The 26,017-nt window shown below is 59.8% G+C and carries 28 protein-coding genes; 13 read left to right on the top strand and 15 right to left on the bottom strand.

The genetic code is table 11. From position 1 onward, the window contains the following. The first annotated feature begins 11 nt into the window (after window positions 1-11). The 11 genes from AC097W_RS11735 to rrtA all read left to right on the top strand — a co-directional run bounded on the left by AC097W_RS11735 (window position 12) and on the right by rrtA (window position 10,571). The gene (locus tag AC097W_RS11735; RefSeq protein ID WP_479602739.1) at window positions 12-1,460 is read left to right on the top strand and encodes a DegQ family serine endoprotease; all 1,449 of its coding nucleotides are present in this window, start codon (window positions 12-14) and stop codon (window positions 1,458-1,460) included. Window positions 1,461-1,945: 485 nt separating this feature from the next. After that, a complete protein-coding gene (gene lepA / locus AC097W_RS11730) occupies window positions 1,946-3,757 on the top strand; it encodes a translation elongation factor 4 (RefSeq protein ID WP_479602738.1) in 1,812 nt (603 codons plus the stop codon). Then, window positions 3,757-4,722: a signal peptidase I gene (lepB, locus tag AC097W_RS11725; protein ID WP_479602737.1), complete on the top strand. Its 966-nt coding sequence runs from the start codon at window positions 3,757-3,759 to the stop codon at window positions 4,720-4,722. Before lepA ends, lepB begins: the two co-directional genes overlap by 1 nt. 13 nt (window positions 4,723-4,735) lie before the next feature. Beyond that, window positions 4,736-5,089, top strand: coding sequence for a DUF4845 domain-containing protein (locus AC097W_RS11720; RefSeq protein ID WP_479602736.1), 354 nt, complete (start codon window positions 4,736-4,738; stop codon window positions 5,087-5,089). Between the two features lies 1 nt (window position 5,090). Further along, complete coding sequence (rnc, locus tag AC097W_RS11715; RefSeq protein WP_479602735.1) at window positions 5,091-5,777, top strand: ribonuclease III; 687 nt, start codon at window positions 5,091-5,093, stop codon at window positions 5,775-5,777. An 80-nt stretch (window positions 5,778-5,857) separates the two neighbouring features. Next, window positions 5,858-6,817 (top strand): GTPase Era, encoded by a 960-nt coding sequence (gene era / locus AC097W_RS11710; protein WP_479602794.1) that lies wholly within the window; start codon window positions 5,858-5,860, stop codon window positions 6,815-6,817. Between the two features lie 18 nt (window positions 6,818-6,835). Beyond that, complete coding sequence (recO, locus tag AC097W_RS11705) at window positions 6,836-7,585, top strand: DNA repair protein RecO (RefSeq protein ID WP_479602734.1); 750 nt, start codon at window positions 6,836-6,838, stop codon at window positions 7,583-7,585. Continuing rightward, window positions 7,582-8,331 carry a pyridoxine 5'-phosphate synthase gene (locus tag AC097W_RS11700; RefSeq protein WP_479602733.1) on the top strand — a complete coding sequence of 250 codons (750 nt, stop codon included), beginning with the start codon at window positions 7,582-7,584 and terminating at the stop codon, window positions 8,329-8,331. Before recO ends, AC097W_RS11700 begins: the two co-directional genes overlap by 4 nt. Continuing rightward, entirely contained in the window at window positions 8,328-8,738 is a 411-nt protein-coding gene (gene acpS / locus AC097W_RS11695) for a holo-ACP synthase (protein WP_479602732.1), read from the top strand. The genes AC097W_RS11700 and acpS overlap by 4 nt, the downstream gene beginning before the upstream one ends. A gap of 77 nt (window positions 8,739-8,815) precedes the next feature. After that, window positions 8,816-9,922, top strand: coding sequence for a beta-N-acetylhexosaminidase (gene nagZ / locus AC097W_RS11690; protein WP_479602731.1), 1,107 nt, complete (start codon window positions 8,816-8,818; stop codon window positions 9,920-9,922). 1 nt (window position 9,923) lies between these two features. Next, window positions 9,924-10,571, top strand: coding sequence for a rhombosortase (gene rrtA, locus AC097W_RS11685; RefSeq protein ID WP_479602730.1), 648 nt, complete (start codon window positions 9,924-9,926; stop codon window positions 10,569-10,571). Here the strand turns inward: rrtA and AC097W_RS11680 are convergent. The 3 genes from AC097W_RS11680 to AC097W_RS11670 are packed head-to-tail and all read right to left on the bottom strand — an operon-like array spanning window position 10,503 to window position 13,122. Beyond that, on the bottom strand, window positions 10,503-12,491 hold the full coding sequence (locus AC097W_RS11680; RefSeq protein ID WP_479602729.1) for a S8 family serine peptidase: 1,989 nt from the start codon (window positions 12,489-12,491) through the stop codon (window positions 10,503-10,505). The genes rrtA and AC097W_RS11680 overlap by 69 nt on opposite strands. 12 nt (window positions 12,492-12,503) lie before the next feature. Continuing rightward, a complete protein-coding gene (locus AC097W_RS11675; RefSeq protein ID WP_479602728.1) occupies window positions 12,504-12,836 on the bottom strand; it encodes a hypothetical protein in 333 nt (110 codons plus the stop codon). A gap of 58 nt (window positions 12,837-12,894) precedes the next feature. Continuing rightward, window positions 12,895-13,122, bottom strand: coding sequence for a hypothetical protein (locus AC097W_RS11670; protein WP_479602727.1), 228 nt, complete (start codon window positions 13,120-13,122; stop codon window positions 12,895-12,897). Between the two features lie 113 nt (window positions 13,123-13,235). Here AC097W_RS11670 and AC097W_RS11665 point away from each other — a divergent pair, with 113 nt between their 5' ends. After that, complete coding sequence (locus AC097W_RS11665; protein WP_479602726.1) at window positions 13,236-13,484, top strand: DUF3820 family protein; 249 nt, start codon at window positions 13,236-13,238, stop codon at window positions 13,482-13,484. Here AC097W_RS11665 and AC097W_RS11660 read toward each other — a convergent pair. The 7 genes from AC097W_RS11660 to lysS form a co-directional block, all read right to left on the bottom strand. Beyond that, a complete protein-coding gene (locus tag AC097W_RS11660; protein WP_479602725.1) occupies window positions 13,426-13,689 on the bottom strand; it encodes an acyl carrier protein in 264 nt (87 codons plus the stop codon). The two genes, AC097W_RS11665 and AC097W_RS11660, sit on opposite strands and share 59 nt — an antisense overlap. Before the next feature lie 39 nt (window positions 13,690-13,728). Next, on the bottom strand, window positions 13,729-14,841 hold the full coding sequence (locus AC097W_RS11655) for a dihydrolipoamide acetyltransferase family protein (protein WP_479602724.1): 1,113 nt from the start codon (window positions 14,839-14,841) through the stop codon (window positions 13,729-13,731). Then, window positions 14,834-15,805 (bottom strand): alpha-ketoacid dehydrogenase subunit beta, encoded by a 972-nt coding sequence (locus AC097W_RS11650; protein ID WP_479602723.1) that lies wholly within the window; start codon window positions 15,803-15,805, stop codon window positions 14,834-14,836. Before AC097W_RS11650 ends, AC097W_RS11655 begins: the two co-directional genes overlap by 8 nt. Beyond that, window positions 15,802-16,800 carry a pyruvate dehydrogenase (acetyl-transferring) E1 component subunit alpha gene (gene pdhA, locus AC097W_RS11645; protein WP_479602722.1) on the bottom strand — a complete coding sequence of 333 codons (999 nt, stop codon included), beginning with the start codon at window positions 16,798-16,800 and terminating at the stop codon, window positions 15,802-15,804. Before pdhA ends, AC097W_RS11650 begins: the two co-directional genes overlap by 4 nt. Then, window positions 16,797-18,560: an acetate--CoA ligase gene (gene acsA, locus AC097W_RS11640; RefSeq protein WP_479602721.1), complete on the bottom strand. Its 1,764-nt coding sequence runs from the start codon at window positions 18,558-18,560 to the stop codon at window positions 16,797-16,799. The genes pdhA and acsA overlap by 4 nt, the downstream gene beginning before the upstream one ends. Before the next feature lie 102 nt (window positions 18,561-18,662). Continuing rightward, window positions 18,663-19,202 carry a YgjP-like metallopeptidase domain-containing protein gene (locus AC097W_RS11635; protein WP_479602720.1) on the bottom strand — a complete coding sequence of 180 codons (540 nt, stop codon included), beginning with the start codon at window positions 19,200-19,202 and terminating at the stop codon, window positions 18,663-18,665. Window positions 19,203-19,244: 42 nt separating this feature from the next. Next, the gene (gene lysS, locus AC097W_RS11630; RefSeq protein ID WP_479602719.1) at window positions 19,245-20,792 is read right to left on the bottom strand and encodes a lysine--tRNA ligase; all 1,548 of its coding nucleotides are present in this window, start codon (window positions 20,790-20,792) and stop codon (window positions 19,245-19,247) included. 103 nt (window positions 20,793-20,895) lie between these two features. Here lysS and AC097W_RS11625 point away from each other — a divergent pair, with 103 nt between their 5' ends. Beyond that, complete coding sequence (locus AC097W_RS11625; RefSeq protein WP_479602718.1) at window positions 20,896-21,462, top strand: YggT family protein; 567 nt, start codon at window positions 20,896-20,898, stop codon at window positions 21,460-21,462. On the opposite strand, the gene accD is transcribed toward AC097W_RS11625, so the two are convergent. From accD to truA, 5 genes are read right to left on the bottom strand one after another with little or no spacing between them, the layout of a single operon-like run. Then, entirely contained in the window at window positions 21,463-22,335 is an 873-nt protein-coding gene (gene accD, locus AC097W_RS11620; RefSeq protein WP_479602717.1) for an acetyl-CoA carboxylase, carboxyltransferase subunit beta, read from the bottom strand. It abuts the gene before it with no gap. 27 nt (window positions 22,336-22,362) lie between these two features. Continuing rightward, window positions 22,363-23,205 (bottom strand): tryptophan synthase subunit alpha, encoded by an 843-nt coding sequence (trpA, locus tag AC097W_RS11615; protein WP_479602716.1) that lies wholly within the window; start codon window positions 23,203-23,205, stop codon window positions 22,363-22,365. Then, window positions 23,202-24,509, bottom strand: a complete 1,308-nt coding sequence (gene trpB, locus AC097W_RS11610; protein ID WP_479602715.1) for a tryptophan synthase subunit beta — start codon at window positions 24,507-24,509, stop codon at window positions 23,202-23,204. The genes trpA and trpB overlap by 4 nt, the downstream gene beginning before the upstream one ends. An 8-nt stretch (window positions 24,510-24,517) precedes the next feature. Continuing rightward, window positions 24,518-25,213: a phosphoribosylanthranilate isomerase gene (locus tag AC097W_RS11605; RefSeq protein ID WP_479602714.1), complete on the bottom strand. Its 696-nt coding sequence runs from the start codon at window positions 25,211-25,213 to the stop codon at window positions 24,518-24,520. Next, window positions 25,210-25,992: a tRNA pseudouridine(38-40) synthase TruA gene (gene truA / locus AC097W_RS11600; RefSeq protein WP_479602713.1), complete on the bottom strand. Its 783-nt coding sequence runs from the start codon at window positions 25,990-25,992 to the stop codon at window positions 25,210-25,212. Before truA ends, AC097W_RS11605 begins: the two co-directional genes overlap by 4 nt. Window positions 25,993-26,017 lie beyond the last annotated feature (25 nt).

The following is a 26,017-nucleotide window of genomic DNA, read 5'->3' as shown; positions in this document are numbered from 1 at the left end:
CTGCAATTGCAATGCGGCCTTTACGATCCTTCTTCATGGCGATGGCGCTGACCGGCATGGTCTTTATTGCAAGTTCTCCTTTGCAGTCGGCAGTGGCGCAGGTTCGCGCTCTGCCGGACTTCACGGATCTGGTGGATCAGGTGGGACCCTCCGTGGTCAACATCCGCACGCTGGAGAAAGTCATGGCCCGTTCAGCGCAAGGCGCCCCGGGGGAAGAAGAAATGCTCGAGTTTTTTAAACGCTTTGGCCTGCCGATTCCCAATATTCCAAAGCAGTCACCCCGACCGGGGCGTCCCCAGCAGGACGAAGATCAGCCGCGCGGTGTGGGATCCGGTTTCGTTCTTACTGCAGATGGCTTCATCATGACCAATGCGCATGTGGTTGATGGCGCGGATGAAGTGCTTGTGACGCTCACGGATAAACGTGAATTCAAAGCCAAAATTATTGGTGCCGACAAGCGAAGCGATGTGGCTGTGGTGAAGATTGAAGCTACTGGCCTGCCCGCTGTGAAGATTGGTGATTTAAATCGCTTGAAGGTTGGTGAATGGGTCATGGCCATTGGCTCTCCGTTCGGTCTGGAGAATTCCGTAACCGCCGGCATTGTCAGTGCGAAACAGCGTGACACGGGCGAATATCTGCCCTTCATTCAGACGGATGTGGCGATCAACCCCGGGAATTCCGGCGGACCATTGATCAACATGCGCGGTGAAGTGGTGGGCATCAACAGCCAGATTTATTCGCGCTCTGGCGGCTACATGGGCATCTCGTTTTCCATTCCTATTGACGAGGCGGTTCGCGTGAGCGATCAGTTGCGTAGTGTCGGTCGGGTCTCGCGCGGGCGAATCGGCGTCCAGATTGATCAAGTCAGCAAAGAGGTGGCGGAGTCGATTGGATTGGGAAAGCCGGTTGGCGCGCTGGTCCGGGGGGTGGAGTCGGGTTCACCCGCTGAAAAAGCCGGGGTGGAAGCGGGGGACATCATTGTCAAGTTTGATGGCAAGACGATCGACAAGTCCAGCGATTTGCCGCGCATGGTAGGTGGCGTGAAGCCCGGCACCAGGAGCACGATCACGGTGTTTCGTCGCGGTGCATCCAAAGAATTGAGTGTGGTGATCGCGGAGGTTGAAGCAGACAAACCTGCAGTCAAGCCAGCAAACCGCGAAGAGAAACCCAAATCGTCTTCTGCCGGTCAGTTCTTTGGCCTAGCCGTCAGTGACCTTTCCGATGCGCAAAAGAAAGAGCTCAAAATCAAGGGAGGCGTCAAGGTGGACGCGACTGTTGATGCTGCCGCGCGCGCCGGTCTGCGAGAGGGTGACGTGATCCTTTCGCTTGCCAATACAGAGGTGCTGTCGGTCAAGGAATTCGAGGCGATTCTGTCTAGGCAAGACAAGAGTAAAGCCCTGAATGTGCTGTTTCGCCGTGGCGAGTGGACCCAGTACGCCGTCATTCGCGTCAGCCGCTGATCGCCAAATGAAGCAAAAAACCCCTTTTTGACTTAGGGTTTTTCGCATTTTTTGCTAAGGCGATCACGATTCAAAATGAATGAATCCGAACAATGGGAATGTTGGCATGCGCTAACTTCCCGGTTGCGTTTTGGGTTTTGGTTAGAATACGGAGGAACTGGGTTCCATTATGGATATATGGATCGATAAAAAATCCATGATATGGAATGGCTCAAAGAACCCACAGTTGATCCACAGATCACCCACATGTTGTCCAGTGCTTCACCTTTAGAATTGTTGATAACCTGTGTATAAATTTACTGTTGCTGACTTGCAACGACGTCCGAGTTCAACTTTTTGGGCTTTATTCCCCAGACTTTTTGCCTACAATGAAGCTCCAACCTTCGCAGTTGCCAAAGATTGTTGGTTCAGGGCGCGTCGCTACGAGACGCGCCCTTTTTTCTTGCCCATCTCAAATTAATTCAACCACTTAAGTGTTTTCGTTGATGAATCACATCAGAAATTTTTCGATCATTGCGCACATTGATCATGGCAAATCCACACTCGCAGACCGTTTGATTCAGCGTTGTGGCGGACTTGAAGCACGTGAGATGCAGGCACAGGTTCTGGATTCGATGGACATCGAAAAAGAACGTGGGATAACCATCAAGGCACAGACTGCCGCGCTGAAATACAAAGCAAAGGATGGACAGGTTTACAACCTCAATCTCATCGATACACCGGGGCACGTTGACTTCTCTTATGAAGTCAGTCGTTCGCTTTCGGCGTGCGAAGGCGCGCTTCTGGTTGTAGATGCCAGTCAGGGTGTTGAAGCGCAAACCGTCGCCAACTGCTACACCGCGCTGGACCTCGGCGTGGAAGTACTGCCAGTGCTGAACAAGATCGATCTGCCCAATGCGGACCTCGACAATGCCAGGACTGAAATTGAAGACGTGATTGGCATCGACGCGACGGACGCAATTCCTTGCTCCGCCAAAACCGGTGTCGGCATTGACGAAATCCTTGAAGCCATCGTGGCGAAAATCCCGCCACCCCGGGGCAATGCCAATGGGCCCCTGCGCGCCATGATTGTTGATAGCTGGTTTGACAGCTATGTAGGCGTCGTGATGCTGGTGCGGGTCGTTGATGGCCGACTGGCCAAAGGCGAGCGAATCAAGATGATGGCCTCGGGCGCAACCTACAACGCCGACAACCTGGGTGTTTTCACTCCGGCGAATGAGCCGCGCCAGTCGCTTGAAGCGGGCGAGGTGGGTTACATCATCGCGGGCATCAAGGAACTGCAGGCGGCGAAGGTGGGGGATACGGTCACGCTGATCAAGCCTGGCACTGGCGGCGCCGCGTTTACCGCCACCGAGGCGCTGCCCGGTTTCAAGGAAATTCAGCCACAGGTCTTTGCCGGCTTGTACCCGACGGAAGCCAGTGAGTACGACTCGCTGCGCGACAGCCTGGAAAAGCTCAAGCTCAATGACGCGTCATTGCATTACGAAGCTGAAGTTTCACAAGCGCTGGGCTTCGGATTCCGATGTGGCTTTCTGGGGCTGTTGCACATGGAAATCGTGCAGGAACGCCTGGAGCGGGAATTTGACCAGGACCTGATCACCACCGCCCCCAGCGTGGTGTACCAGGTGGTCAAAGTGGACGGTGAAGTGGTCATGGTCGAGAACCCGTCCAAAATGCCGGAAATTGGCCGCACGGCGGAAATTCGCGAGCCGATTGTGACGGTGCACCTGTATATGCCGCAGGAATACGTCGGTGTGGTCATGACGCTGGCCAACCAGAAGCGTGGCGTGCAGATGAACATGGCCTACAAGGGCCGCCAAGTCGTGCTGACCTACGAAATTCCGCTGGGCGAGATCGTGCTGGACTTTTTCGACAAGCTGAAAAGTGTGAGCCGTGGCTACGCGTCGATGGACTATGAGTTCAAGGAATTCAGGGCGTCTGATGTCGTGAAGATCGACATTCTGCTGAATGGGGAGAAGGTGGATGCCTTGTCCGTTATCGTTCACCGAAGCCAGTCGATATACCGAGGCCGTGCCGTGGTGGCAAAGATGCGCGAGATCATCAGCCGCCAAATGTTTGACGTCGCCATCCAGGCCGCCATTGGTGCCACCATTATTTCGCGTGAGACAATCAAAGCCCTTCGCAAGAACGTGTTGGCCAAGTGTTATGGCGGCGATATTTCGCGCAAGAAGAAACTCCTTGAAAAGCAAAAAGCAGGCAAGAAACGCATGAAGCAAATCGGTTCCGTGGAAGTTCCACAAGAGGCCTTCCTGGCCATTTTGCAGGTGGAAGATTGATGCAAGTTCTCACATCCGCCATTCTGGCTGCATTCGCCCTCTACGCTGGTTCGTGGTACTTCGGCCTGGTCGAGGGTAACTTCGCGCTCCTTTTGTTTCTGGCAACAGTGGTTACCGGCGTCTACTGGCTGGCGGAGCGCTTCTACTTTGCACCGCAACGCCAAAGTGCCGCAGCCGTGCTGGAAAGCAACGACCTTAAACGCCGCGAAGACCTGGGCAAGATGGGCATCAGCCAGGTGGATGGAAACATCGCAGAGGCCAAAGTCCGTTTGCTGATGCAGCCCTGGTGGCTGGACTGGACGGCCGGGCTGTTCCCCGTGATCATTGCGGTATTTTTTCTACGCTCGTTTTTGTTTGAGCCCTTCAAGATTCCATCGGGCTCCATGATTCCGACCCTGCTGGTAGGCGACCTGATTCTGGTGAACAAGTTCACCTACGGTCTGCGCCTGCCAGTCATCAACACGAAAATTACCGAGGGCAACAAGCCCCAGCGCGGTGACGTGATGGTGTTTCGCTACCCGCCAAAACCGAGCCTGGATTACATCAAGCGGGTAGTCGGTGTGCCTGGCGATACGGTCGCGTATCTCAACAAGCGATTGACTATCAACGGTCAGGCTGTGGCGACAACGACTGTCCCGGAGTTCTTTGACGAAGACGCCATGCGCTACTTCAAGCAGTTCGAAGAAACATTGGGTAACAAAAAACACCGCTTGCTCAATGACGACGATCGTCCCGCTTTCGTGCCGGGAGCGGATAATTTCGCGGGTCGGGGAGGCTGCAGCTATACCGTCGAAGGCGTGACCTGCAAAGTGCCTGAGGGGCACTATTTCATGATGGGTGACAATCGCGATAATTCGCTGGACTCCCGGTATTGGGGGTTTGTGCCCGAGCGCAACATCGTTGGCAAAGCCTTCTTTGTCTGGATGAACTTTGGCAACCCCAAGCGTATTGGGTCTTTTGATTGACAAGGGAAAAAACATGACAGTGCAACGTAAGTCCACACAGCGCGGTATCTCTTTCATTGGTCTGATTTTTGTCGGCGCAGTGCTGGCCATGGGTGGCGTTGTGGCGGCACAGATATTCCCGACGTTTGTGGAGTACCAGTCCATAAAGAAAGCCGTCAACAAGTCGACAGAGGGCGCTTCCGTTGCAGAAATTCGTTCGCTTTTTGACAAGGCCGCAGCGATTGACGACATCAAGTCCATCAGTGGCAAAGACATCACGGTCACCAAGGAAGGCGACAAGGTGGTGGTTAGCTTTGACTACGAGCGCGAAATCCACTTGACCGGTCCTGCCTGGTTGACACTCAAATACGCCGGTAGATCCAAGTAAGGTGGCGAATGGTCTGGCCGAGTTGCAGCAGCGTTTGCAACATCAATTTTCCAATGTTTCCCTGCTGACCCAGGCGCTGACCCACCGCAGCTTTTCAAGCGACCACTACGAGCGCCTGGAATTTTTGGGCGATTCCGTCCTCAATTTGGCGGTGTCGGATCTTTTATATGCCCGGCTGGGGTCCTTGCCCGAGGGTGATCTGTCCCGAGTACGCGCTAATCTGGTCAAGCAGGAAACTCTTCATCAACTTGCCGTAGAACTGTGTTTGCCCGATGTCATGCGCCTCGGTGAAGGCGAGGTCCGTTCCGGTGGTCAGAAGCGGCCCTCCATTCTGGCCGACACGCTGGAAGCCGTTATTGGGGCGGTCTATCTGGACGCGGGGTTTGCTACGGCGCAGGCGCTGGTCCACCGGCTTTTCAAAGCGGTGGAGATCAACCCCCAGATGGATGCCATTGGAAAAGACCCCAAAACCGAGTTGCAAGAGTGGCTGCAGGGCCGCAAAATGAAGCTCCCGTTCTACAAGGTGGTGGGGACCATGGGCGCTGCGCACAAGCAAACCTTTGACGTGGAATGCGAAATACCCGAACTGCGGCTGTCGGAGCGTGGCATTGGCGTGTCACGCCGATCCGGCGAACAGGCCGCAGCGACCGCAATGCTGCAAACAATCAAGGCAAAAATCAAATCATGACTGCTCCTAAAAAAATAGCTGCCCACGCAGATTCCACGGGGGCTAGCGGCAAAGATGACCCTCAAGCTGATCTGGACTCCATGCTGGAGGGCTTGCTGAAAAATACGCCCAAGCTGGCGCAGCCCGGTACCGCATCGGATGGCCAGCGCTGCGGTCTGGTGGCCATTGTGGGTAAGCCCAACGTGGGCAAGTCCACCTTGCTCAACGCGCTGGTGGGGCAAAAAATCAGCATCACCTCGCGCAAGGCCCAGACCACGCGCCACCGCATTACCGGCATGCACACCGCGGGTAACACGCAGTTTGTGTTTGTGGATACGCCCGGGTTTCAGACCCTGCACGCCAACGCACTGAACAAATCCTTGAACAAGGCGGTGCAGGGCGCCGTGGCGGACGTGGATTTGATCCTGTTCGTGGTGGAGGCGGGTAGCTTCACTCCGGCCGACGCCCGCGTGCTGGCCTTGCTGGGCAAGGACATTCCCACGCTGCTGATTGCCAACAAGTTCGACAACATCCATCGTCGAGGTGACATTGCTCCCTGGCTGCAGACCATGCAGGGCAAACACAGTTTTGCCGAATATATTCCGATGTCGGCCACCAATGCCAAAGACGTGGAGCGTCTGCTCGGCGTCTGTGAGAAATACCTGCCCGAGCAAGCCTGGTGGTATGCCGAGGATGAGCTGACCGACCGCAGCGAAAAGTTTCTCGCCAGTGAACTGGTGCGCGAGAAGCTCTTTCGCCTGACGGGCGATGAGCTGCCCTACACCTCCACGGTGGTCATCGACAAGTTTGAAGAAGAGCCACCCCAGCGCAAAGGCCAGAAGCGCCTGCTGCGCATTGCGGCCACCATCGTGGTGGAGCGCGACACGCACAAGGCCATGGTGATTGGCGACAAGGGTGAGCGCATCAAGCGCATTGGCATGGAAACCCGTGTCGAGTTGGAGAAGCTGGCCGACGCCAAGGTGTTCATCGAACTGTGGGTGAAGGTGCGCTCCGGTTGGGCCGATGACGCAGCGCGCGTCCGGTCGTTCGGGTACGAGTGACCTGTTGACCCTTGAGTAGTGGCCACCAAACGCATCTCTGACGAGCCCGCGTACGTCCTGCACCGATATGACTGGAGCGAGTCCAGCCTGATTCTGGAAGTTTTCACCCGCCACCACGGCCGTATCGCCCTGGTGGCCAAAGGTGCCAAACGACCCAGCTCCAGTTTTCGCCCGGTTTTATTGCCCTTGCAGATGCTGCATGTGGCTTTTGGCGGCGATGCAGAAATCCGCACACTCAAAAGCGCTGAATGGCAGGGCGGCCATGTCATGCCCACGGGCGATGCATTGCTTTCCGGTCTGTACCTCAACGAATTGCTGCTGACCCTGTTGGCGCGTGACGATCCGCACCCTGGACTGTTTGATGTGTATGCCAATGTGGTGCAGGTTTTGGCCAGCGAGCACGGCGAAGCCTTGCAAGCCACGCTGCGCACTTACGAGTTGCTGCTGCTGCGCGAAATTGGCCTGCTCCCCCAGCTTGACGTGCAAACCATGACATTGGGCGCACTCCGCCCGGATGACCGTTACAGCCTGGTGCCTGAGGGTGGGCTGCGCCAGGCCCATGCGGACGACCGTGCCAGCCTCAGCGGTGCACAGTGGACCAGCCTGCAGGCTGCGCTGGAGGATCGCACACCCTTCACCACCACGCTGCGCGCCTGTGCGGCGGTGATGAGCGAACTCAAACCCCAGCTGCGCACCTTGTTGCACTACCATTGCGGTGTCAAAACCCTGCGAACCCGGCAGATGATGCTGGACATCCAATCGCTATGAAAATATCTCTCTCCGTCAACCTCAACAAGGTGGCTTTGGTGCGCAACACCCGCCACCTGGGCATTCCCAGCGTCACGCGCGCAGCCACCTTGTGTCTGCAGGCCGGCGCAGGCGGAATTACGGTGCACCCGCGCCCGGATGCCCGGCACATTCGGGCCGACGATGTACGCGAGCTGGCGGCACTGCTCAAGGACTGGCCAGACCGCGAATTCAACGTCGAAGGCAACCCGCATCACAACCTGATGGATTGCGTGCGCGACCTGCGGGAGCGTCAGCTACCGGTGCACCAGGTGACCTTTGTTCCCGACTCCGAAGGCCAGTTCACCAGCGACCATGGCTGGATGTTTCCGCAAGACGCCGCGGGCCTGCAGCCGCGGATTGCAGAGGCCCATGCCTTGGGCCTGCGCGTGAGCCTGTTCATGGACGCTGACCCGGCGGCCATGTCTGCGGCCAAGGCGGTGGGTGCCGACCGGGTTGAGCTTTATACCGAGCCGTATGCGGCAGCGTGGGGCACGGCTGAGCAAGATGCGCAGTTGCAGCGCTTTGCGCGGGCCGCGCAGGCGGCACTGGATGCGGGCCTGGGTATTAACGCCGGACATGATCTGAATCGTGACAATCTGGCCGCCTTTGTGCAACAGGTGCCAGGGGTGCAAGAGGTGTCCATTGGTCATGCCCTGATTGCTGACGCGCTGGAGTTGGGTTACGCGGCCACTGTGCAGGCGTATCTGGACTGCCTAGCACCGTGATTTACGGCATCGGCACCGACATTTGCGACGTGCGCCGCGTCCGCGCCAGTTTGGCGCGCCACGGTGAGCGTTTTGCGGCCAAGGTGTTGTGCGAGAGCGAACTGGCCGTCTGGAAGGCCAGAGGCGCACGCTGGCCCGAGCGCGGCGAGCGCTACCTGGCCACCCGCTTCAGCGCCAAAGAAGCCTTCAGCAAAGCTATTGGCATTGGCATGCGCATGCCAATGACCTGGCGGCTGTGCGAAATTGCCAACCAACCCAAGGGTCACCCCCAAGCAGGGCAGCCGGTGGTGGTGCTGCACGGTGTCCTCAAAGACTGGTTCTCGCAGCGCAAGCTCAAAGTGCACATCAGTGTGACGGACGAGACGGATTACGCCGCCAGCTTCTGCGTGGTGGAAACTTTAGATTAAAACGGTCATTAGCCCCCGTAGAATATGCGCAGGTAGCTATTGAATTCATAGCAAAAATATCTGAGAACCTCATCACCATGACCTTTCACGCTCCGCTCATCATCGATATCGCTGGCCTTGCCCTGACCAAAATTGACCGTCAGCGCCTCAAGCATCCCCTGGTGGGCGGCCTGATTCTGTTCGCGCGCAACTGGCAGGACCGTGCCCAACTCACGGCGTTGTGCCGCGACATCAAGAAAGTCCGCCCGGATCTGCTGATTTGCGTGGACCATGAAGGCGGGCGGGTGCAGCGCTTCAAGACCGACGGCTTCACGCACCTGCCACCGATGCGGGCGCTGGGCGAGATGTGGATGGCTGAGCCTGCAACGGGCAAACAGGTGAACCAGAAGGCGGGCCCGATGGATGCCACCAACGCCGCCACTGCCTGCGGCTATGTACTGGGCGCCGAGCTACGCGCCTGTGGAGTAGACCTGAGCTTCACACCGGTGCTGGATCTGGATTATGGCGAGAGCAGTGTCATTGGCGACCGCGCTTTTGCCCGCGATCCGCGCGTGGTGAGCCTGCTGGCCAAAAGCCTGATGCACGGCTTGCAGATCAGCGGCATGGGCAACTGTGGCAAGCACTTTCCGGGTCACGGTTTTGTGAAGGCCGACTCGCACACCGACATTCCCGTGGACAATCGCAGCCTCAAAGCCATTCTGGCCGACGATGCGGCACCGTACCGCTGGCTCAACACGGCCATGGGTAGCGTCATGCCCGCCCATGTGATTTACCCCAAGGTGGATGCCCGTCCGGCAGGTTTCTCCAGCAAATGGCTGGGTGACATTCTCAGAGGCCAGATGGGCTTTGGCGGAGCCATCTTCAGTGACGATCTGTCGATGGCTGGTGCCCGCTTGATTGACGGCCACGAGGTCAGTTATACGCAGGCGGCTGTGGCTGCGCTCAACGCGGGTTGCGACATGGTGCTGTTGTGCAACCAGTCCACCGCTAACAATGACGGCGGCGGACAGGCGCTGGATGAACTCATCGACGGCCTGACCGAGGCCGAGGTGAAGGGCCAGTGGCAAGCAGACCCGGCCAGCGAAGCGCGGCGCCGGGCGTTGCTGCCCCAAACCCCTGCTGTGGAATGGGATGACCTGATGGTTCAGCCCGCCTACATGCACGCGCTGGACTGGATCGCCTGATATGCCCCCTCGCCACACGTTGGCGGGATCGGCAGGGCGGTGGTCGCTGGGATTCGCATTTTTAACCCTCTGTTCCCAGTTCGCGTCAGACGCAACCGGAGGCTGGCAGTTTGCTCGCAGCACATTTGCAGCCGGAGCGTGGTGGCAATTGGTCACCTCGCAGTGGGTTCACTTCAATTTTCTCCATGCGGCCGTGAACGCTGTTGCCATGGCGCTCATGCTGGTTACGTTCGAGCGACTGGTCGATGCGCGTATCCAGCTCGTGGCGTTGGTGGGTGGCTACGTCGGTGTGGCGCTGGTTGTGGCGCTGGATTCCACATGCAGTTACTACGCTGGGGCATCGGGTGCTTTGCACGGCTTTTTCGCTGGCAACGTGGTTGCGCTTTTACTGGCGGAGCGTCACCCAGTGGGAGAGCGGAGCCAGCTCTTGCGTCTTGGGGCCGTCGTGTTGTTGGCGGGTTTAATCGCCAAGCTGATGGTGCAAAGCGTCTCCGAAGATTCTTCGGCGGTCAGCTGGCTGGGCTTCACAACCTACCACCCGGCACACCAGGCTGGCGCAGCAGGCGGGGCTGTTGCCGTGCTATTGGCGTTGGCGTGGCGTCGTTCCCGACTGTCTGCGCATGAACCAAACAGGGGAGCAAAGGGTTAGCAGGGCCAGCAACTCGCCCCATTGCAGGGCGCCGCCCCCACCACCGCCAGTGGACGGTGGCGGCGCAGTGAAAGGCGCCAGAGTAACAAAGACCAGACTGTCCGATGCCATGGTGACCAGGCTCACGGGGTCCGCACTGGTTGCCCTGAAACGGAAGACCAGAAGGTCTGAAGCCGTTGCGATGGCCGGTGTGGTGAAGGACGCAACCGTGGTGTTGCCGCCTGTGATGACTACCGCAGGGCCCGCAATTTGTGTCCAGGCTACGCTTGAAATGGTCGTGCCCACACTGCTCCCGGCGCCTGGCGTTGCTACTCCGGTCAGCTGCACTGAGATACCTCGCGCCACCGGATTGGGCCTGTTCGCGGATGCCTGCGTGTAAGGCGCCGTGTCCGCCTGTACCAGCGCGATGGCTGCATCCGCATCGAGCAGGCCTGCGCCACACGTGGTCTTGCCACTGCAATAGGAATAGATTCCCGTCGGAAATGCCCGTGCCGAACTGGCCAGGCGCGATTGCAACTCGTCGGGGGTGATAGTGGGTTTGGTCTGGAACAACAAGGCCGCTACAGCCGCTACGTGCGGCGCTGCGAAACTGGTACCGCTGCCATAGGAGTACGCATCCGCAACAGGGACAGTCGTGCCCGTGTTGGCAGTGGCGAAGATCGCATTGCCGTCTGTGGGGCCGATTGGGTAGCTGATTCCACCCGGAGCGCTGAGGGTGGTGCCCGGGCCAACGTTGGCGTAAGAAGGGCTCTCGCCAGTCGATGTATGGGCGGTGACTGCAATGACGCCAGCACAGTTGGCGGGCTGGGTAATGGTGTCCGGGGATCCATCATTGCCGGTGGATGCTACGACCACGCTACCGGCGCCTCGCACGGCCGTGACGGCACTTTGAAACGTGCTCGAGCATGCTCCACTGGCACCCAGACTCAGGTTGATCACCTTGGCGATGTGGGCGGTGTTGTCAGGAACGCCGTCGACGTGCAGCCCCGCCGCCCAGTACATACCAGCTGCAATGTCGGATATATAGCCGCCGCACGCGCCCAGCACGCGCACTGGCAAAACCTTTGCACCGTAGGCCGCGCCAATAATGCCGGTGTTGTTGTTCGCAGTAGCGCTGACAATGCCTGCCACGCGGGTGCCGTGCCATGTTGAGTCCTGTACTGGGCAGTCGGCAATGGTTGCGTCGGCATTCCAGTTGCCGGGGTCTCTTGCATCTCCGTCTCGCCCCGGAACCGGGTCATGGTCAGCGGGGTCGGTGACAAAGTCGTATCCCGAAACGACGTTGGCGATCAAATCGGCATGGGGCAGGTAGCCCGTGTCCAGCACCGCAATCACCGCGCCAGCACCGCTGACAGGGGTTCCTCCGACCATCCGATTCCAGGCATTGGTCAGGTTGGCGCCACCCGCGTACAGGCCTGGGGCCTGAAGGTTCCACATGGTGGCGGTGTTGTACAAGGGGTCGTTGATGGCAACGTGCGGATAGGCTTTCTCGTCCACCTCTGCGTATTCCACACGTGGGTCTTGCGCCAGTTGTCGGGTGAGGGACACCATTTCCGCGCGGGTGAGGGGATGGCGGGTCAGCGCTATATGGGTTTGGCGGGTGACGGACTTGAGGTAGGCCAGTTTGCCGCTTGCGTTGAGTGCGGCAATGCGCTCGTGTCCCGACAAGGTGGCCTGGGGGCTGACTCGGGTGCCGACTCCCGCAGCGGCGTCATCCTTGAATTTGATGATCAGCCGACTCATTCGGACGGGTGTGGCCGCAGCTGGCGTTGGGGATCCGGGAAATGCCCGTCCCGGTGAGCGGCTTTGGCCCATGCGCTGTGCCTCAGCCTGCATCATGATCTGGGCGGAAGCGACTAGCGATACACTGGTTGTCGCCAGCATCAGCGCCACTGCAGAGAGTGTTTTTCGGCAAGACATGCTGGGCACTACCTATTGCGCCGTGGCCTTTTGGTCCACTTCCACGTGTATGACGATGGGCATGCGACCCAGTCGCTGCAAAACGACGGTCTGGTTTTGCCCTGCATCCGGTTGAACGCTGTAGACGTGGGTGTCGCCGGACACTGCAGCGATGTAGCGCACCTGCGCGTGAGACCGGGTTTGCAGCTCGTTCAGAAAAGCGGTGTCACTATAGGGCCCCGGCGTGTTGAACTGAAGGATGACCCGCAGGGGCGAAGCCCGGGAAGAAACGTCTGCTGGACTTTGTGCACAGGCCAACACACTGCAAACCGATACCCAGACCATGGCAACGCTGCGAAACATCAAGAAAACCTCCTGGTTGGAGTGGCCGGTTCCGTCCTTGCCATGGACGAAAAAAGGGAAATCAGGGGGAACGGTGCAGACGCGGTGACGACAGCGCCACGATCTGGTCGCGCGTTGCCGAGTCCACATTGGGGTGGCGTGCCAGCAGCTTGCCGGCGCTCAGCATTTCGCGCAATTGTTGCAGGTCTTTGACGGTGGGCGCCACCTTGATTTGTGCCAAAGCCGCCTGGCTGTTGCCGCCCTGCACGAGGGCTGCAACCTTGGTCGCCCAAACACTTTGACGGGACATGTCTAAATTCCTGGTGCGCGGTTGATCTGATGGTCATTGTGGCACAGCGACCGAAGGCAATCTTTCGCAAACCCATGACCCTTCAGGCCTGAAAGGTTTGGAGATAATCGGGCATGAACCCCGAGAACCTGCAACTGCTTGTCACCCGCACCATGCCGTTCGGAAAATACCAGGGGCGCCTGATTGCCGATTTGCCGGGCGACTACCTCAACTGGTTTGCGCGCGAAGGTTTTCCCAAGACCGAACTGGGTCGTTTGCTGGCCCTGATGCACGAGATTGATCACAACGGCTTGTCGGACTTGCTCAAGCCCCTGCGTGGCCCTTCGGCAGTCTCGCCTGCAGGTAGGCCAGCACGTCGTTGAGCGTGACGAGTTGCCCGTAGTCCGACTCGGCAATGGCCACTTTCAGCCGCTGACTCAGGCCAATCAGGAAGTTGAGCCAGTCCATCGAATCCAGATCAACCTGCAGGCGCAGCGGTCGGTTGTCGCGCAACAAGGCCTCATCCAGTTCAGGCGCGATGGATTGCAATATCTCAATCACGGTGCTTCGCAGTTCTGACGCATTCATGGATGGGCTCTCCGGTGGTTTTGGCGCAGCGATGCGGTTCTACAGGTCCTGGGGTTGCTGAAGGCATTCACGCAGCTCCGCCAGAAAGAGGGCGCCGCGGTGGCCATCTGAAACCCGGTGGTCAGCGGCCAGACTTGCAGTGACCGTGGGCACCACGCAGAGCCCTCCGCTTGCGTCCACCCAGGGTCGTTTGGCCACCTTGCCAAAGCCGACCAAGGCCACCTGTGGCGGATAGATGACGCCCATCACCGCTTCCACGCCCTGATCCCCCAGGTTGGTAACCGTGATGCAGGCATCCGACATTTCCGAACTGCGCAACGAACCCGCTCGACACCGTTTGACGAGATCGGCCAGCTCGGGCATCAACTGGCCCAGCGGCTTGCTGTCCACGTCGTGCAGCGCCGGGGCAATCAGGCCGCCTTGTCGCAGGGCAATGGCGACGCCGATGTGCGCATGGGTTGCGGGTTTGAACTGGCCATCCTGGTACACGCCATTGAATTCCGGGTACTTCTTCAGGGTCAGCGCAACAGCCTTGAGTTGCAGTACGGCCATCAACAGCCGCTCGGTGATGGGACGGCCGGTGTTCTCATGCTCCAGCCACTGCCATGCGCGCTCCAGAGAGATGGTTTCCAGCAGATAGTAATGTGGAATTTCGCGGTTGGACCGGCTCATGGCCGCAGCAATGGCCTGGCGCATGTCCGACGGACGGTTGTCTGCCAGTGCGGGAGCCACGGCGGATGCCGCCGCCCCAGGTTCAATGTCTGCCAGCGTGACCGCGCCTTCCGGTCCGCTGCCCTTGAGCGCGGCCAAGTCGACGCCCAAGGCCTGTGCCTTTTTGCGTGCAGCAGGGGACACCCGCTGGCGTGCGGGCGCCGCGGATGGCTCCACTTTGGCGGCAGGTGCCGTTGGGCTTTCGCCGGGTGTCAGCAGCATTGCCAGTACCGCACCCACCGGCACCTTGGTACCAGGTTCCACCAACACGTTCTGCAGCGTTCCGTCCTGCCATATTTCAATGTCGATTGCGGCTTTGGAGGTGTCAACAACGGCTACCACCTGCCCCTTGTGCACGGCCTCGCCCGGCTTCACCTTCCACTCCACCAGCGTGCCCTCGTCCATGTCGGCACCCAAAGAAGGCAGTTTGAACTCAAACATGGAGCACCTCCTTGATCGCGGCCACAATTCTTGGAACCTGGGGCAATGCGGCTTCCTCCAGATGTTTGGCGTAGGGGATGGGCACCTCTTCGCTGCAGACGCGGGCCACGGGCGCGTCCAGCTCAAAGAAGCAATTTTCCATAATCTGCGCCATGATTTCTGCCGCAAGGCTGCCGGTCTTCCAGCCTTCATCGACGATGACCGCGTGTTGTGTCTTGCGCACCGATCGGTTGATGGTGTCGGTGTCCAGCGGCCGCAGCACGCGCAGGTCAATCACCTCCACCTCAATGCCTTCGCCAGATAACTCTTGCGCCGCCTGCAGTGCCTTGGGCAAACTCCCGCCATAGGTGATCAGGGTCAGCTGTGTACCGGGGCGCCGGACGGCGGCATGGGTAATGTCGCAATGCCAGTCGGAGGGCAACGCATCCTCCATGTTGTACAGCTGGGCATGCTCAAAAATAATCACCGGGTCCGGGTCGGCCAGAGCGGGGCCCAGCATGCCCCGCGCGTCGGCCACCGTTGCGGGTGCCAGCACGCGAATGCCGGGTACATGCGCGTACGAGTTTTCCAGACTGTGCGAATGCTGGGCCGCCAGCTGGCGACCGGCGCCGGTGGCCATGCGCACCACCAGTGGCACCGAGAATTGTCCGCCCGACATGTGGCGCAGGGTTGCTGCGGTGTTGACAATTGCATCCAGCGCCAGCAGGCTGAAGTTCACCGTCATCACTTCCACAATCGGCCGCATGCCGCCCAATGCAGCGCCCACGCCTGCGCCGACAAAGCCCAATTCCGACAGGGGGGTGTCTCGTATGCGCTCAGGACCGAACGCATCCAGCAAACCCTTGGATACGGCGTAGCTGCCACCATAGCTGCCCACGTCTTCGCCCATCAGGAAGACGCGCGGATCGGCCGTCATGGCCTCATGCAGCGCCAGTCGCAAGGCCTCGCGGTAGGTGATTTTCATAACGCCTCCGCCGGGGTGCAGACATCGCGTAACAACTCGGACGCCGGCTCCAAGTCGGCGGCTTCCGCAAAGGCCACGGCATCGGCTACTTCCGCCTCGGCACGTGCGTCAAGGACCAGGAAATCGGCTTCGGTCAATTGGCCTGCAGCCTTGAGTTGGGTGGTGAAGCTGTGGATGGGCCCCCGCTGTTTCCATTGCGCTATTTCAGCCTTGTCGCGGTACAGGTCGGGGTCAAACATGGAGTGGGCACGGTAACGGTAGGTGGCGTATTCCACGAATGCCGGGCCGCCATTGGCGCGCACCTTCTGCGCGGCCTGCAGGGTGGTTTCGTGCACTGCGCGCACGTCCATGCCGTCCACCTTGACGGCTGGAACCTTGTAGCTTGCCGCCTTGGCGCACAGGTCGGTTTGCGATTCGGAGCGCGCCAGCGCCGTGCCCATGGCGTACAGGTTGTTCTCGCAGCAAAACAGTACGGGAAGCTGCCACAGTGCAGCCAGATTAATGGACTCATGGAAGGCACCTTCGGCCATCGCGCCCTCGCCAAAAAAACACGCTGTCACACGCTGGATGCCTTGCATCTTGTCGGCCAGTGCCAGGCCCACGGACAGCGGCAAGCCCCCGCCCACGATGGCATTACCGCCATAAAAGCGCCGGCCTGCATCAAACAAATGCATGGATCCGCCGTGGCCGCGGCAGCAGCCTGCCGCCTTGCCGTACATTTCGGCCATGATGGCGCGCATGGGCACGCCGCGCATGAGGGCGTGCGCGTGTTCGCGGTAAGTGGCGAGTACGTTGTCTTCTGCAGCCAGCGCGCTCAATGCGCCCACGGGACAAGCTTCCTCGCCGATGTAGAGGTGCAAAAACCCGCGAATCTTGCCGGCGCCATAGACTTCAGCGCACTTTTCTTCCATGTGTCGGATGCGCAGCATGTCTGCCAGCATCTTCAGCGACGCCACTTGGGTCTCTTTGATCTGGGTCTTTGTCTTGGGATTCATGCTCCGGCCTCCAGTGTGGAGGTGTCACCCTCGGGTAAGCCCAATTCGCGCGCCTTGAGCAGGCGGCGCATGATCTTGCCGCTGCGCGTGCGCGGCAGTGTGGGCAAAAAGGCAATCTCCTTGGGGGCCACGGCTGCGCCCAGCTTCTTGCGTGCATGCCCCAGCAGTTCCATTCGCAGGGCTTCGTTGGGCTCATAACCGGCTTTCAGGGAAACAAAGGCTTTGACTACTTCACCCACCATGGCGTCGGGCTTGCCGATGACGCCCGCCTCGGCAACGGCCGGGTGTTCCATCAGCGCGCTCTCCACTTCGAAAGGGCCAATCAGGTGTCCGGCTGACTTGATGACATCGTCCATGCGGCCGACAAACCAGTAGTAACCATCGGCGTCACGTCGGGCCAGATCGCCCGTCAGATACCAGTCGCCGGAAAAGCATTTTTTGTAGCGTTCTTCGTTGTTCAGGTAGCCGCGCAGCATGGAGGGCCAACCTCGCTTGAGTGCCAGTTCGCCTTCCACGCCGGGCTCGTTCAGCACCTCCACCGTGCCATCGGTCAGTTGGCGCACGATGGCGGCCTCTACGCCCGGCAGCGGCACGCCCATGGACCCCGGCTTGATGTCCAGGGCCAGCAGGTTGGAGACCATGATGCCGCCGGTCTCCGTCTGCCACCAGTTGTCGTGAATCGGCAGCCCCAGCACGTCCTGGCCCCACCACACGGCCTCCGGGTTCAGCGGCTCGCCCACACTGGCGATGAAGCGCAGTGTGGGATAGGTATGACGCTGTGCCAACTCGGCCCCCGCCTTCATCAGCATGCGGATGGCGGTGGGCGCGGTGTACCAGACGCTGACCTGCTGCTCGTACAGGATGCGCCACCAGCGCTCGGCATCAAACTCGGCCTCGTCAATGATGGACGTCACGCCGTGCAGCAGCGGCGCGATGATGCCGTAGGATGTACCGGTGACCCAGCCCGGGTCGGCAGTGCACCAGAACACATCGTCTGGATGCAGGTCCAGCGCATAGCGGCCGGTGGCCCAATGGGTCACCACGGCACCGTGCACGTGCATGGCGCCCTTTGGCGTGCCGGTGGTGCCGCTGGTGAAGTGCAGCAGGGCGGGGTCTTCGGCTTGTGTGGCGACGATTTCAAATGCGTCCGACGCCTGCGCCATCAGGCTGGCCAGGTCGTGGGTACCGGGTAGGGCGGTAGTCTCGCATTCGTCGACCACTAACAGCACGTGGCGCAGGGCTGGTAACTGATCGCGTATTTTTGCCACCTTGCGCGCATACAAAATATCCGTGGTGACCAGCACCGCGCCCTCTCCGAGCTTCAGACGTGTGGCCAGTGGCTCGGGCCCGAACGCCGAAAACAGGGGTGAAACCACGCAGCCATTCTTGAAGCTGCCCAGCACGGCCGTGTACAACTCCGGAATGCGGCCGGTCAGCACAAACACCCGTTCGCCGCGGGTGACGCCCAGCGCCTTCAGCACATTGGCAAAACGGTTGGTCAGGCGGGAGACTTCGCGGTAACTCAGGTCGCGCTGGCCCTGTACGCCCAGAAAACGGAAGGCCACATGGTCCGCGCGGGGACCTTGGGCATGGCGGTCTACCGCCTCATGGGCAATGTTCAATCCACCGCCGGGCAGACCCGTCAACTCGCTTCGGGCCGCATCCCAGGAAAAATGCGCCACCGTGGTGGGGTAGTCGAGCAGATTCGGTAATACCGACCAATCGGCAGGATCTTTTCTGATTTTGGCTGGACGACCCACTTCTTGCTCCTTGAAGTGGGATCATTTTGGGGGCGCTTTGACGCGGCGGTTTGATATGCGTCAACCCCTGTGCGGGTTGCAGCCCAAAGTCGTTGGTCGGGTTCAGGCGGCGGGGTCCTGCCCCCACAAACGCACACCGCTGGCGTCCAGATGGGTCAGGTACACCCGCAGTTCAAACTCCAGCTGGTGGTAGTGGGGTTCCATGTAGGTGCAGAGCTGGTAGAACGCCTTGTCGTGACCGCGCTCGCGCAGGTGGGCAAGTTCGTGCACCACGATCATGTTCAGAAACTCCAGCGGCGCATCCTTGAACAGGCTGGCAATGCGGATCTCGCGCTTGGACTTGAGTTTGGAGCCCTGCACCCGCGACACCGTGGTGTGCGTGCCCAGCGCGTGCTGCACGATTTGCAGCTTGCTGTCAAAGGCGATCTTCGCCAAGGGCTCGGCACCCCGCAGGTGCTCCTGTTTGCGTGACTGCACATAGTCGTACAGAGACCGGTCGGTGCGGACGGCATGGCCTTGCGGGTACTTCTTCAGCAACCAAGCCCCAATGCGGCCGCCGTCCACCATCTCCTGAACTTGCGCGAGCGTCTCCTCAGGGTAGCCGTGCAGAAACTTCAGCCGCGATGGTGCTATTGAATTCATAGCTGCTTGCGCAATATTTACGGGGGCTAGCGGCCTTTTTGGCTAGTTTTCCCGGCGCAGGGCCGGGAACAGGATGATGTCCCGAATACTGGGGCTGTCGGTCAGCAGCATCATCAGGCGGTCAATGCCGATACCGCAGCCACCGGCCGGGGGCATGCCGTATTCCAGTGCACGCACGAAGTCGTGGTCAAAGTACATGGCTTCGTCGTCGCCGCTGTCCTTGGCGGCCACCTGGGAGTGGAAGCGGGCCGCCTGGTCTTCGGCGTCGTTCAACTCGCTGAAGCCATTGCCGAACTCGCGCCCGGTGATGTAGAGCTCAAAGCGTTCGGTGACACCGGGGTTGGTGTCGCTGGCACGGGCCAGCGGCGAAATTTCGACCGGATGCTCGCAGATGAACGTGGGTTGCCACAGTTGCTCCTCCACGGTTTCTTCGAAGTACATGACCTGCAGGCTGGCCAGGCTGCGGGTCGACAACTGATTCTTGGCCTCCGACAGACCTAGCTTGAGTAAGGCGTGCTGGAGCCATTCCATGTCGTTCACGTGCGGACCTGCGCCGGTGTACTTGGTGATGGCCTGCACAATGGTTAGTCGCTCGAAGGGTTTGGCCAGATCCACCGGCTTGCCACCGTAGGTGAGTTGCAGGCTGTCGCCGGCCTTGATGGCCGCATCGCGCACGAGCTGCTCGGTGAAGGTCATCAGATCCTGGTAGTTCCAGTAGGCCGCGTAGAACTCCATCATGGTGAACTCGGGGTTGTGGCGGACCGAGATGCCTTCATTGCGGAAGTTGCGGTTGATCTCGAACACGCGATCAAAACCGCCCACGAGCAGACGTTTCAAATACAGCTCGGGTGCAATGCGCAGGAACATTTGCTGGTCCAGCGCGTTGTGGTGCGTGGTGAACGGTTTGGCGTTGGCACCACCCGGAATGGGATGGAGCATGGGCGTCTCCACTTCCAGAAAGCCGTGCTGCACCATGAACTCGCGCAGGCCGCTGACCGCCTTGCTGCGGGCCACAAAGCGCTTGCGCGAGGTCTCGTCGGTCATCAGGTCGATGTAGCGCTGGCGGTACTTCACTTCCTGGTCGTTGATGCCGTGAAACTTGTCGGGCATGGGCCGCAGGCTCTTGGTCAGCAGGCGCACGCTGGTGGCGTGGAGGGACAGTTCGCCGGTCTTGGTTTTGAACACCGTGCCTTCGGCTGCCACGATGTCACCCAGATCCCAGTGCTTGAAGGACGCATACAACTCCTCACCGACGTCCTCGCCCTTGACGTAAATCTGGATACGACCCCCGCTGGGGCCAAAGGATGCATCCTGCAAAGTGCAGAAGCTGGCCTTGCCCATGACGCGCTTGAGCATCATGCGGCCGGCTACCTTGGCCGTGACGGCCATGGAGGCCAGAATCTCGGTGGAGTGCGCGTCAAACTCCGCAAACAAGTCTTGCGCCTTGTACGTGGGTTTGAAGTCATTGGGGAACGCGACCCCGTGACCTTCTGTCTGGCGCTGGCGAATGGCCTTGAGCTTTTCCCGGCGTTCGAGAATTAGCTGGTTTTCGTCCTGGGGAGCGGGTGCGGAGGCTTGAGAGTCAGACATGGAGATGGGCAGTGTGAAATCAGTGGGTAGTCGTCGGGCCGTAACCCTCGATTCTAAGAGGGTCGCTGCGGATATGATGGATTGGCTCACTTCACCGCACACCATGTTCTACCAAATTACGTCTCTTTTACTGGAAGTCGCCGCTGGATTGATCAGCGGCACCTGTCTTTTGCGCCTCTACATGCAGTACCAGCGCATTCCCTTGTCCTCGCGATCCGGTAACCCGATGGGGCGCTTCGTTTTTGCGCTGACGGATTGGTTGGTGCTGCCCTTGCGCCGGGTGATTCCCGCGCTCGGCAGGTGGGACATGGCCAGCCTGGCCGGCGCCTTTTTGATTCAGCTCGCGCAGTTCCTGATTTTGTGGGCGCTCACGGGCATGGCCGCCGGGCTGCTGTCCGTGGTTGTGCTGGCCTCGTTTGGCCTGGTACGCATGGCCATTTCGGGCCTGACGGGTCTGGTTATTGTGTATGCCGTGCTGTCATGGGTGCAGACCCGGTCGATGGTGTCGGATCTGCTGGAGCGTCTGGTGATGCCGGTGTTGATCCCCATCCGACGCATCGTTCCACTGGTGGGCGGTGTCGACCTGTCGCCACTGGTCCTGCTGCTGTTGCTGCAGATCGCCGCTATCGTCCTGGGATCCATTCAAGCCACCGTACTGGTGGCTGTCTGATCAGATAACCGCGTCTGCTGGCTGACGCTGCAGCATGGCCAGCGTGCTGGAGACCGTCTTGCGTAGCTCGCGCCGATCGCAGATCAGGTCAATGGCACCCTTGGTCAGCAAAAACTCGGATCGCTGAAAACCCTCAGGCAGGGTGACCCGCACCGTGGACTCAATGACACGGGGGCCCGCAAAACCGATCAAGGCCTTGGGCTCCGCAATCACCACGTCACCCAGAAATGCAAAACCAGCGCTGACGCCGCCCATGGTCGGGTCGGTCAACACGCTGATATAGGGCAGGCCCTTTTTGGCCAGGCGCGTCAGTGCCGCATTGGTTTTGGCCATTTGCATGAGCGAGAGCAGACCTTCCTGCATGCGGGCGCCGCCGGTTGCCGTGAAGCACAAAAAGGGTACTTTTTGCTCAACTGCAGTTTCCACGCCGCGCACAAAACGCTCGCCCACCACCGAGCCCATGCTGCCACCCATGAAACCAAATTCAAAGCAGGCAGCCACCAGGCTGATGCCCTGCACCGCGCCGCCCATCACCACCAGAGCATCGGTTTCACCCGTGTTCTCCAGGGCCTCTTTAAGGCGCTCGGCGTATTTTCGGCTGTCCTTGAACTTGAGTGCGTCGACCGGCAGCACTTCCTGGCCGATCTCGAAACGCCCCTCGTTGTCCAGAAATACGTTGAGCCGTGCCCGCGCGCCGATGCGATGGTGGTGGCTGCAGCTGGGGCACACGTTCTGGTTTTGCTCCAGATCGGTCTTGTAGAGCACCGTTTCGCAGCTGGGGCATTTGATCCACAGGCCTTCCGGCACACTGCGGCGTTCCGCAGGGTCAGTTTGCTGAATTTTGGGGGGTAGCAGTTTTTCAAGCCAGCTCATAGGGGGTCTCCAACGGTCAGGACGCGATTATGAATCCAAAGCGGTGCGAATTTCCTGCAGGAAACTTTGCGCCGTGGCAGCCACCTGGTTGCGGGGCTGGTTCTCGATCAGCTGAATGATCTTGCTGCCAATCACCACGGCGTCGGCCACACGGGAGATGGTGCGCGCGGTGGCAGCGTCCCGAATACCAAAACCCACGCCCACGGGTACCTGGATGTGCTGGCGGATACGCGGCAACATGGCCTCCACCGCATCGGTGTCCAGCGCGCCAGACCCCGTCACCCCTTTGAGCGACACGTAATACACATAGCCACTGGCAACCCGCGCAACCTGTTGCATGCGCGCGTCCGTGCTGGTGGGAGCCAGCAGGAAGATCAGGTCCATGTTGTGGGCACGCAAGTCGGCGGCGAACACTTCGCACTCCTCTGGCGGGTAGTCCACGATCAGCACGCCATCCACACCTGCCGCCGCGGCATCGCGCACGAACGGGCTGCCCGCTGTAACCGCCTCACCAGGTCCACCGGTTGTGGCGTGTTTCTGGTCATAACGCTCCACCGGGTTTGCATAACCCATCAGTACGACCGGGGTGGTGGTGTCACGTGCACGAAAGGTTCGCACCATATCCAGAATCTGGACCAAGCCGATTCCAAAAGCCAGCGCCTTGTCGCCTGCCTTCTGGATGACCGGGCCGTCGGCACTGGGATCTGAAAACGGTACGCCCAGCTCGATGACGTCTGCCCCGCCGGCTACAAACGCATGCATCAACTCGGGGGTGACGTCTGCGAAGGGGTAGCCCGCCGTCACAAAGGGAATCAGCGCCTTGCGGTTCTGGGCTTTGAGGGCGGCAAAGGTAGTGGCGATCCGGCTCATTTGGAGGCTCCCGTGACTGGCATCGTCATCACCTGCTCGGTAGCCAGCCCACCTTTGACTGACTGACCGGTGCAGCTGGGCCGGCAAAAGAAGTCGGCATTGCTCAAATCCGCAACGGTACCGATGTCTTTGTCACCACGCCCTGAGAGGTTGACCAGAATGGACTGGTCGGCACGCATGGTTTTGGCCAGCTTCATGGCGTAGGCGATCGCATGGCTGGATTCCAGCGCAGGGATGATGCCCTCGGTGCGGCACAGGTAATGGAAGGCTTCCAGGGCTTCCTTGTCGGTAATGCCGACATATTCTGCGCGGCCGATGTCATGCAAAAACGCATGCTCGGGGCCGACGCCTGGGTAATCCAGCCCGGCACTCACACTGTGGGTCTCGGTAACCTGGCCGTTGTCGTCCTGCAGCACATAGGTGCGGTTGCCGTGCAGCACGCCGGGGCTGCCGCGCTGGATGGAGGCCGAGTGCTTGCCGGAGTCCATTCCTTCACCGGCTGCTTCCACGCCAATCAGGCGGGTGTTCTCGTACCCGATGTAGGGGTAAAAAATACCCATGGCGTTGCTGCCACCACCGACGCAGGCAATGACCGCATCGGGTTGGGAGTTCAGTACGCCGTTCTCGGCCAGCATCTCCGGCATTTGCACGATGCATTCGTCACCAATGACGCGCTGGAAGTCCCGCACCATCATGGGGTAGGGGTGAGGGCCCGCCACGGTGCCGATGATGTAGAAAGTGTTGTCCACATTGGCAACCCAGTCGCGCATGGCTTCGTTGAGCGCATCTTTCAGTGTCTTGCTGCCGCTCTCGACTGGCACTACCGTGGCACCCAGCAACTTCATGCGGTAGACGTTGGGACTTTGGCGCTTGACGTCTTCACTGCCCATGTAGACGACGCATTCCAGTCCATAGCGCGCACAGATGGTGGCTGTAGCCACACCGTGCTGACCGGCTCCCGTTTCAGCAATCACGCGGGGCTTGCCCATGCGCTTGGCCAGCATGGCCTGGCCAATGGTGTTGTTGATCTTGTGGGCGCCGGTGTGGTTCAGGTCTTCGCGCTTCAGATAAATTTGTGCACCGCCCATTTCGCGGCTCATGCGGGCTGCATGGTAGATGGGGGAGGGGCGACCCACAAAGTGCGCCAGCTCGTAGTGGTACTCGGCTATGAAAGCGGGGTCATCCTTGTATTTGGCATACGCATCCTTCAGTTCGTTGATGGCGTGGGTCAGCGTTTCAGAGACAAAGCTGCCCCCGTATTGGCCGAAGTGGCCACTCGTGTCGGGTTGTTGGTATTCGTACATGGTCTGGGTCAGTTCAATGGTTGGTCTGCCGCACGCACGGCGGCAACAAACTGGTTGATTTTCTCGGGGTCTTTGATGCCCCGCTGGGGCTTTCCGTCGGAGCCCGTGGCTTCCACGCCCGAGCTCACGTCCACGGCCAGCGTTTTACAGCGCGGCCGTACCTGTGTAATGCCGTCGGCCACGTTTGCAGCAGTGAGTCCACCACTCAAGACGAGGTGAGCGTTGACGTTTGGAGGAAGAAGTGACCAATTGAATGCTTTGCCAGAACCACCGTACCCGTCCACATGGGCGTCGAGCAGGATGGCCTGGGCGTTGGAGAAATCGTTAGCGTATTTTACGAGGTCGAAGCGCAAGCCTTCGTCGCCCAGGGGAATTCGCGCCGCGCGCAGGTAGGGGCGGGCGCCATGACCCGTTGCCTGCTGGCAGTCTTGCGGCTCTTCATCACCATGAAATTGGACTGTAGCCCCCGCTATCATTGCGCAGGCAGCTATGATTTCAATAGCAGGTGCATTGACGAACAAAAGAACAGGAGTCACAAAAGGGGGCAATCTTTTGGCGAGTTCTGCCGCTCGCTGGACGGTTACAGCGCGGGGGCTCGCGGCATACAGTACGAAGCCGATGGCATCAGCGCCCGCCGAAACGGCCGCATCGACGTCCTGCTCCCGGGTCAATCCGCAAATCTTGATTCTGGTGCGTGTGTTCATGGCAAGGCATCATACGCAGGCGTCCGCTCAGGCATGCCCCAATGGGAATCGTACCGGGGGCCCAGAAAGTAGAGCCCATCGGGTGAAAAGGTCGGTGCGGCGATCTTTCGGTCGCGTGCGGCCAGTACGTCCAGCATCCAGGCCGGGGGCTTTTTGCCCTGTGCAATGGTCACCAGACAGCCCATGATGTTACGGATCATGTGGTGCAAAAATGCGCTGGCTTCAAACTCCACACGCCAGTAAGCGCCACGCCGCGAAATATCGATGGCAAGCATGTTTTTCACGGGGCTCAGGGCCTGGCACGCAGAGGCGCGAAATGACGTGAAGTCGTGCTCACCCAGCAGGCAATTGGCGGCCTCGCGCATAGCGTCCTCATCCAGCGGCCGAAATGACCAGCCGACGCGCCCTGCTTCAATGCTGGGGCGAATGGGCGACTCGTACAGCACATACGCGTAGCGTCGGGATGTGGCGCAGGCACGGCAATGAAAGGCATCTGTGGTGGCTACTGCCCACTCCACAGCAATGTCCCGCGGCAAATGGGAGTTGGTGCCGCGGGTCCATGCATGCACGTCACGCTGGCGATCGGTGTCAAAGTGCACAACCTGCATCAATGCATGAACCCCCGCGTCGGTGCGCCCCGCGCAGACAGTGGACATTCGTTGCGCCGTGAACTTGCCGAGGGCAGCTTCGAGTTTGTCCTGAACGGTTTGACCCGAGAGTTGACTCTGCCAGCCTTGGTACGACTGACCGTTGTAGCTGACCCCTAAGGCTACCCTCACAACAACGTCAGACTGGTATCAAGAA

Source organism: Rhodoferax sp. GT1R46 (genome assembly GCF_056521285.1).
This window is presented reverse-complemented; position numbering and strand designations above follow the sequence as displayed.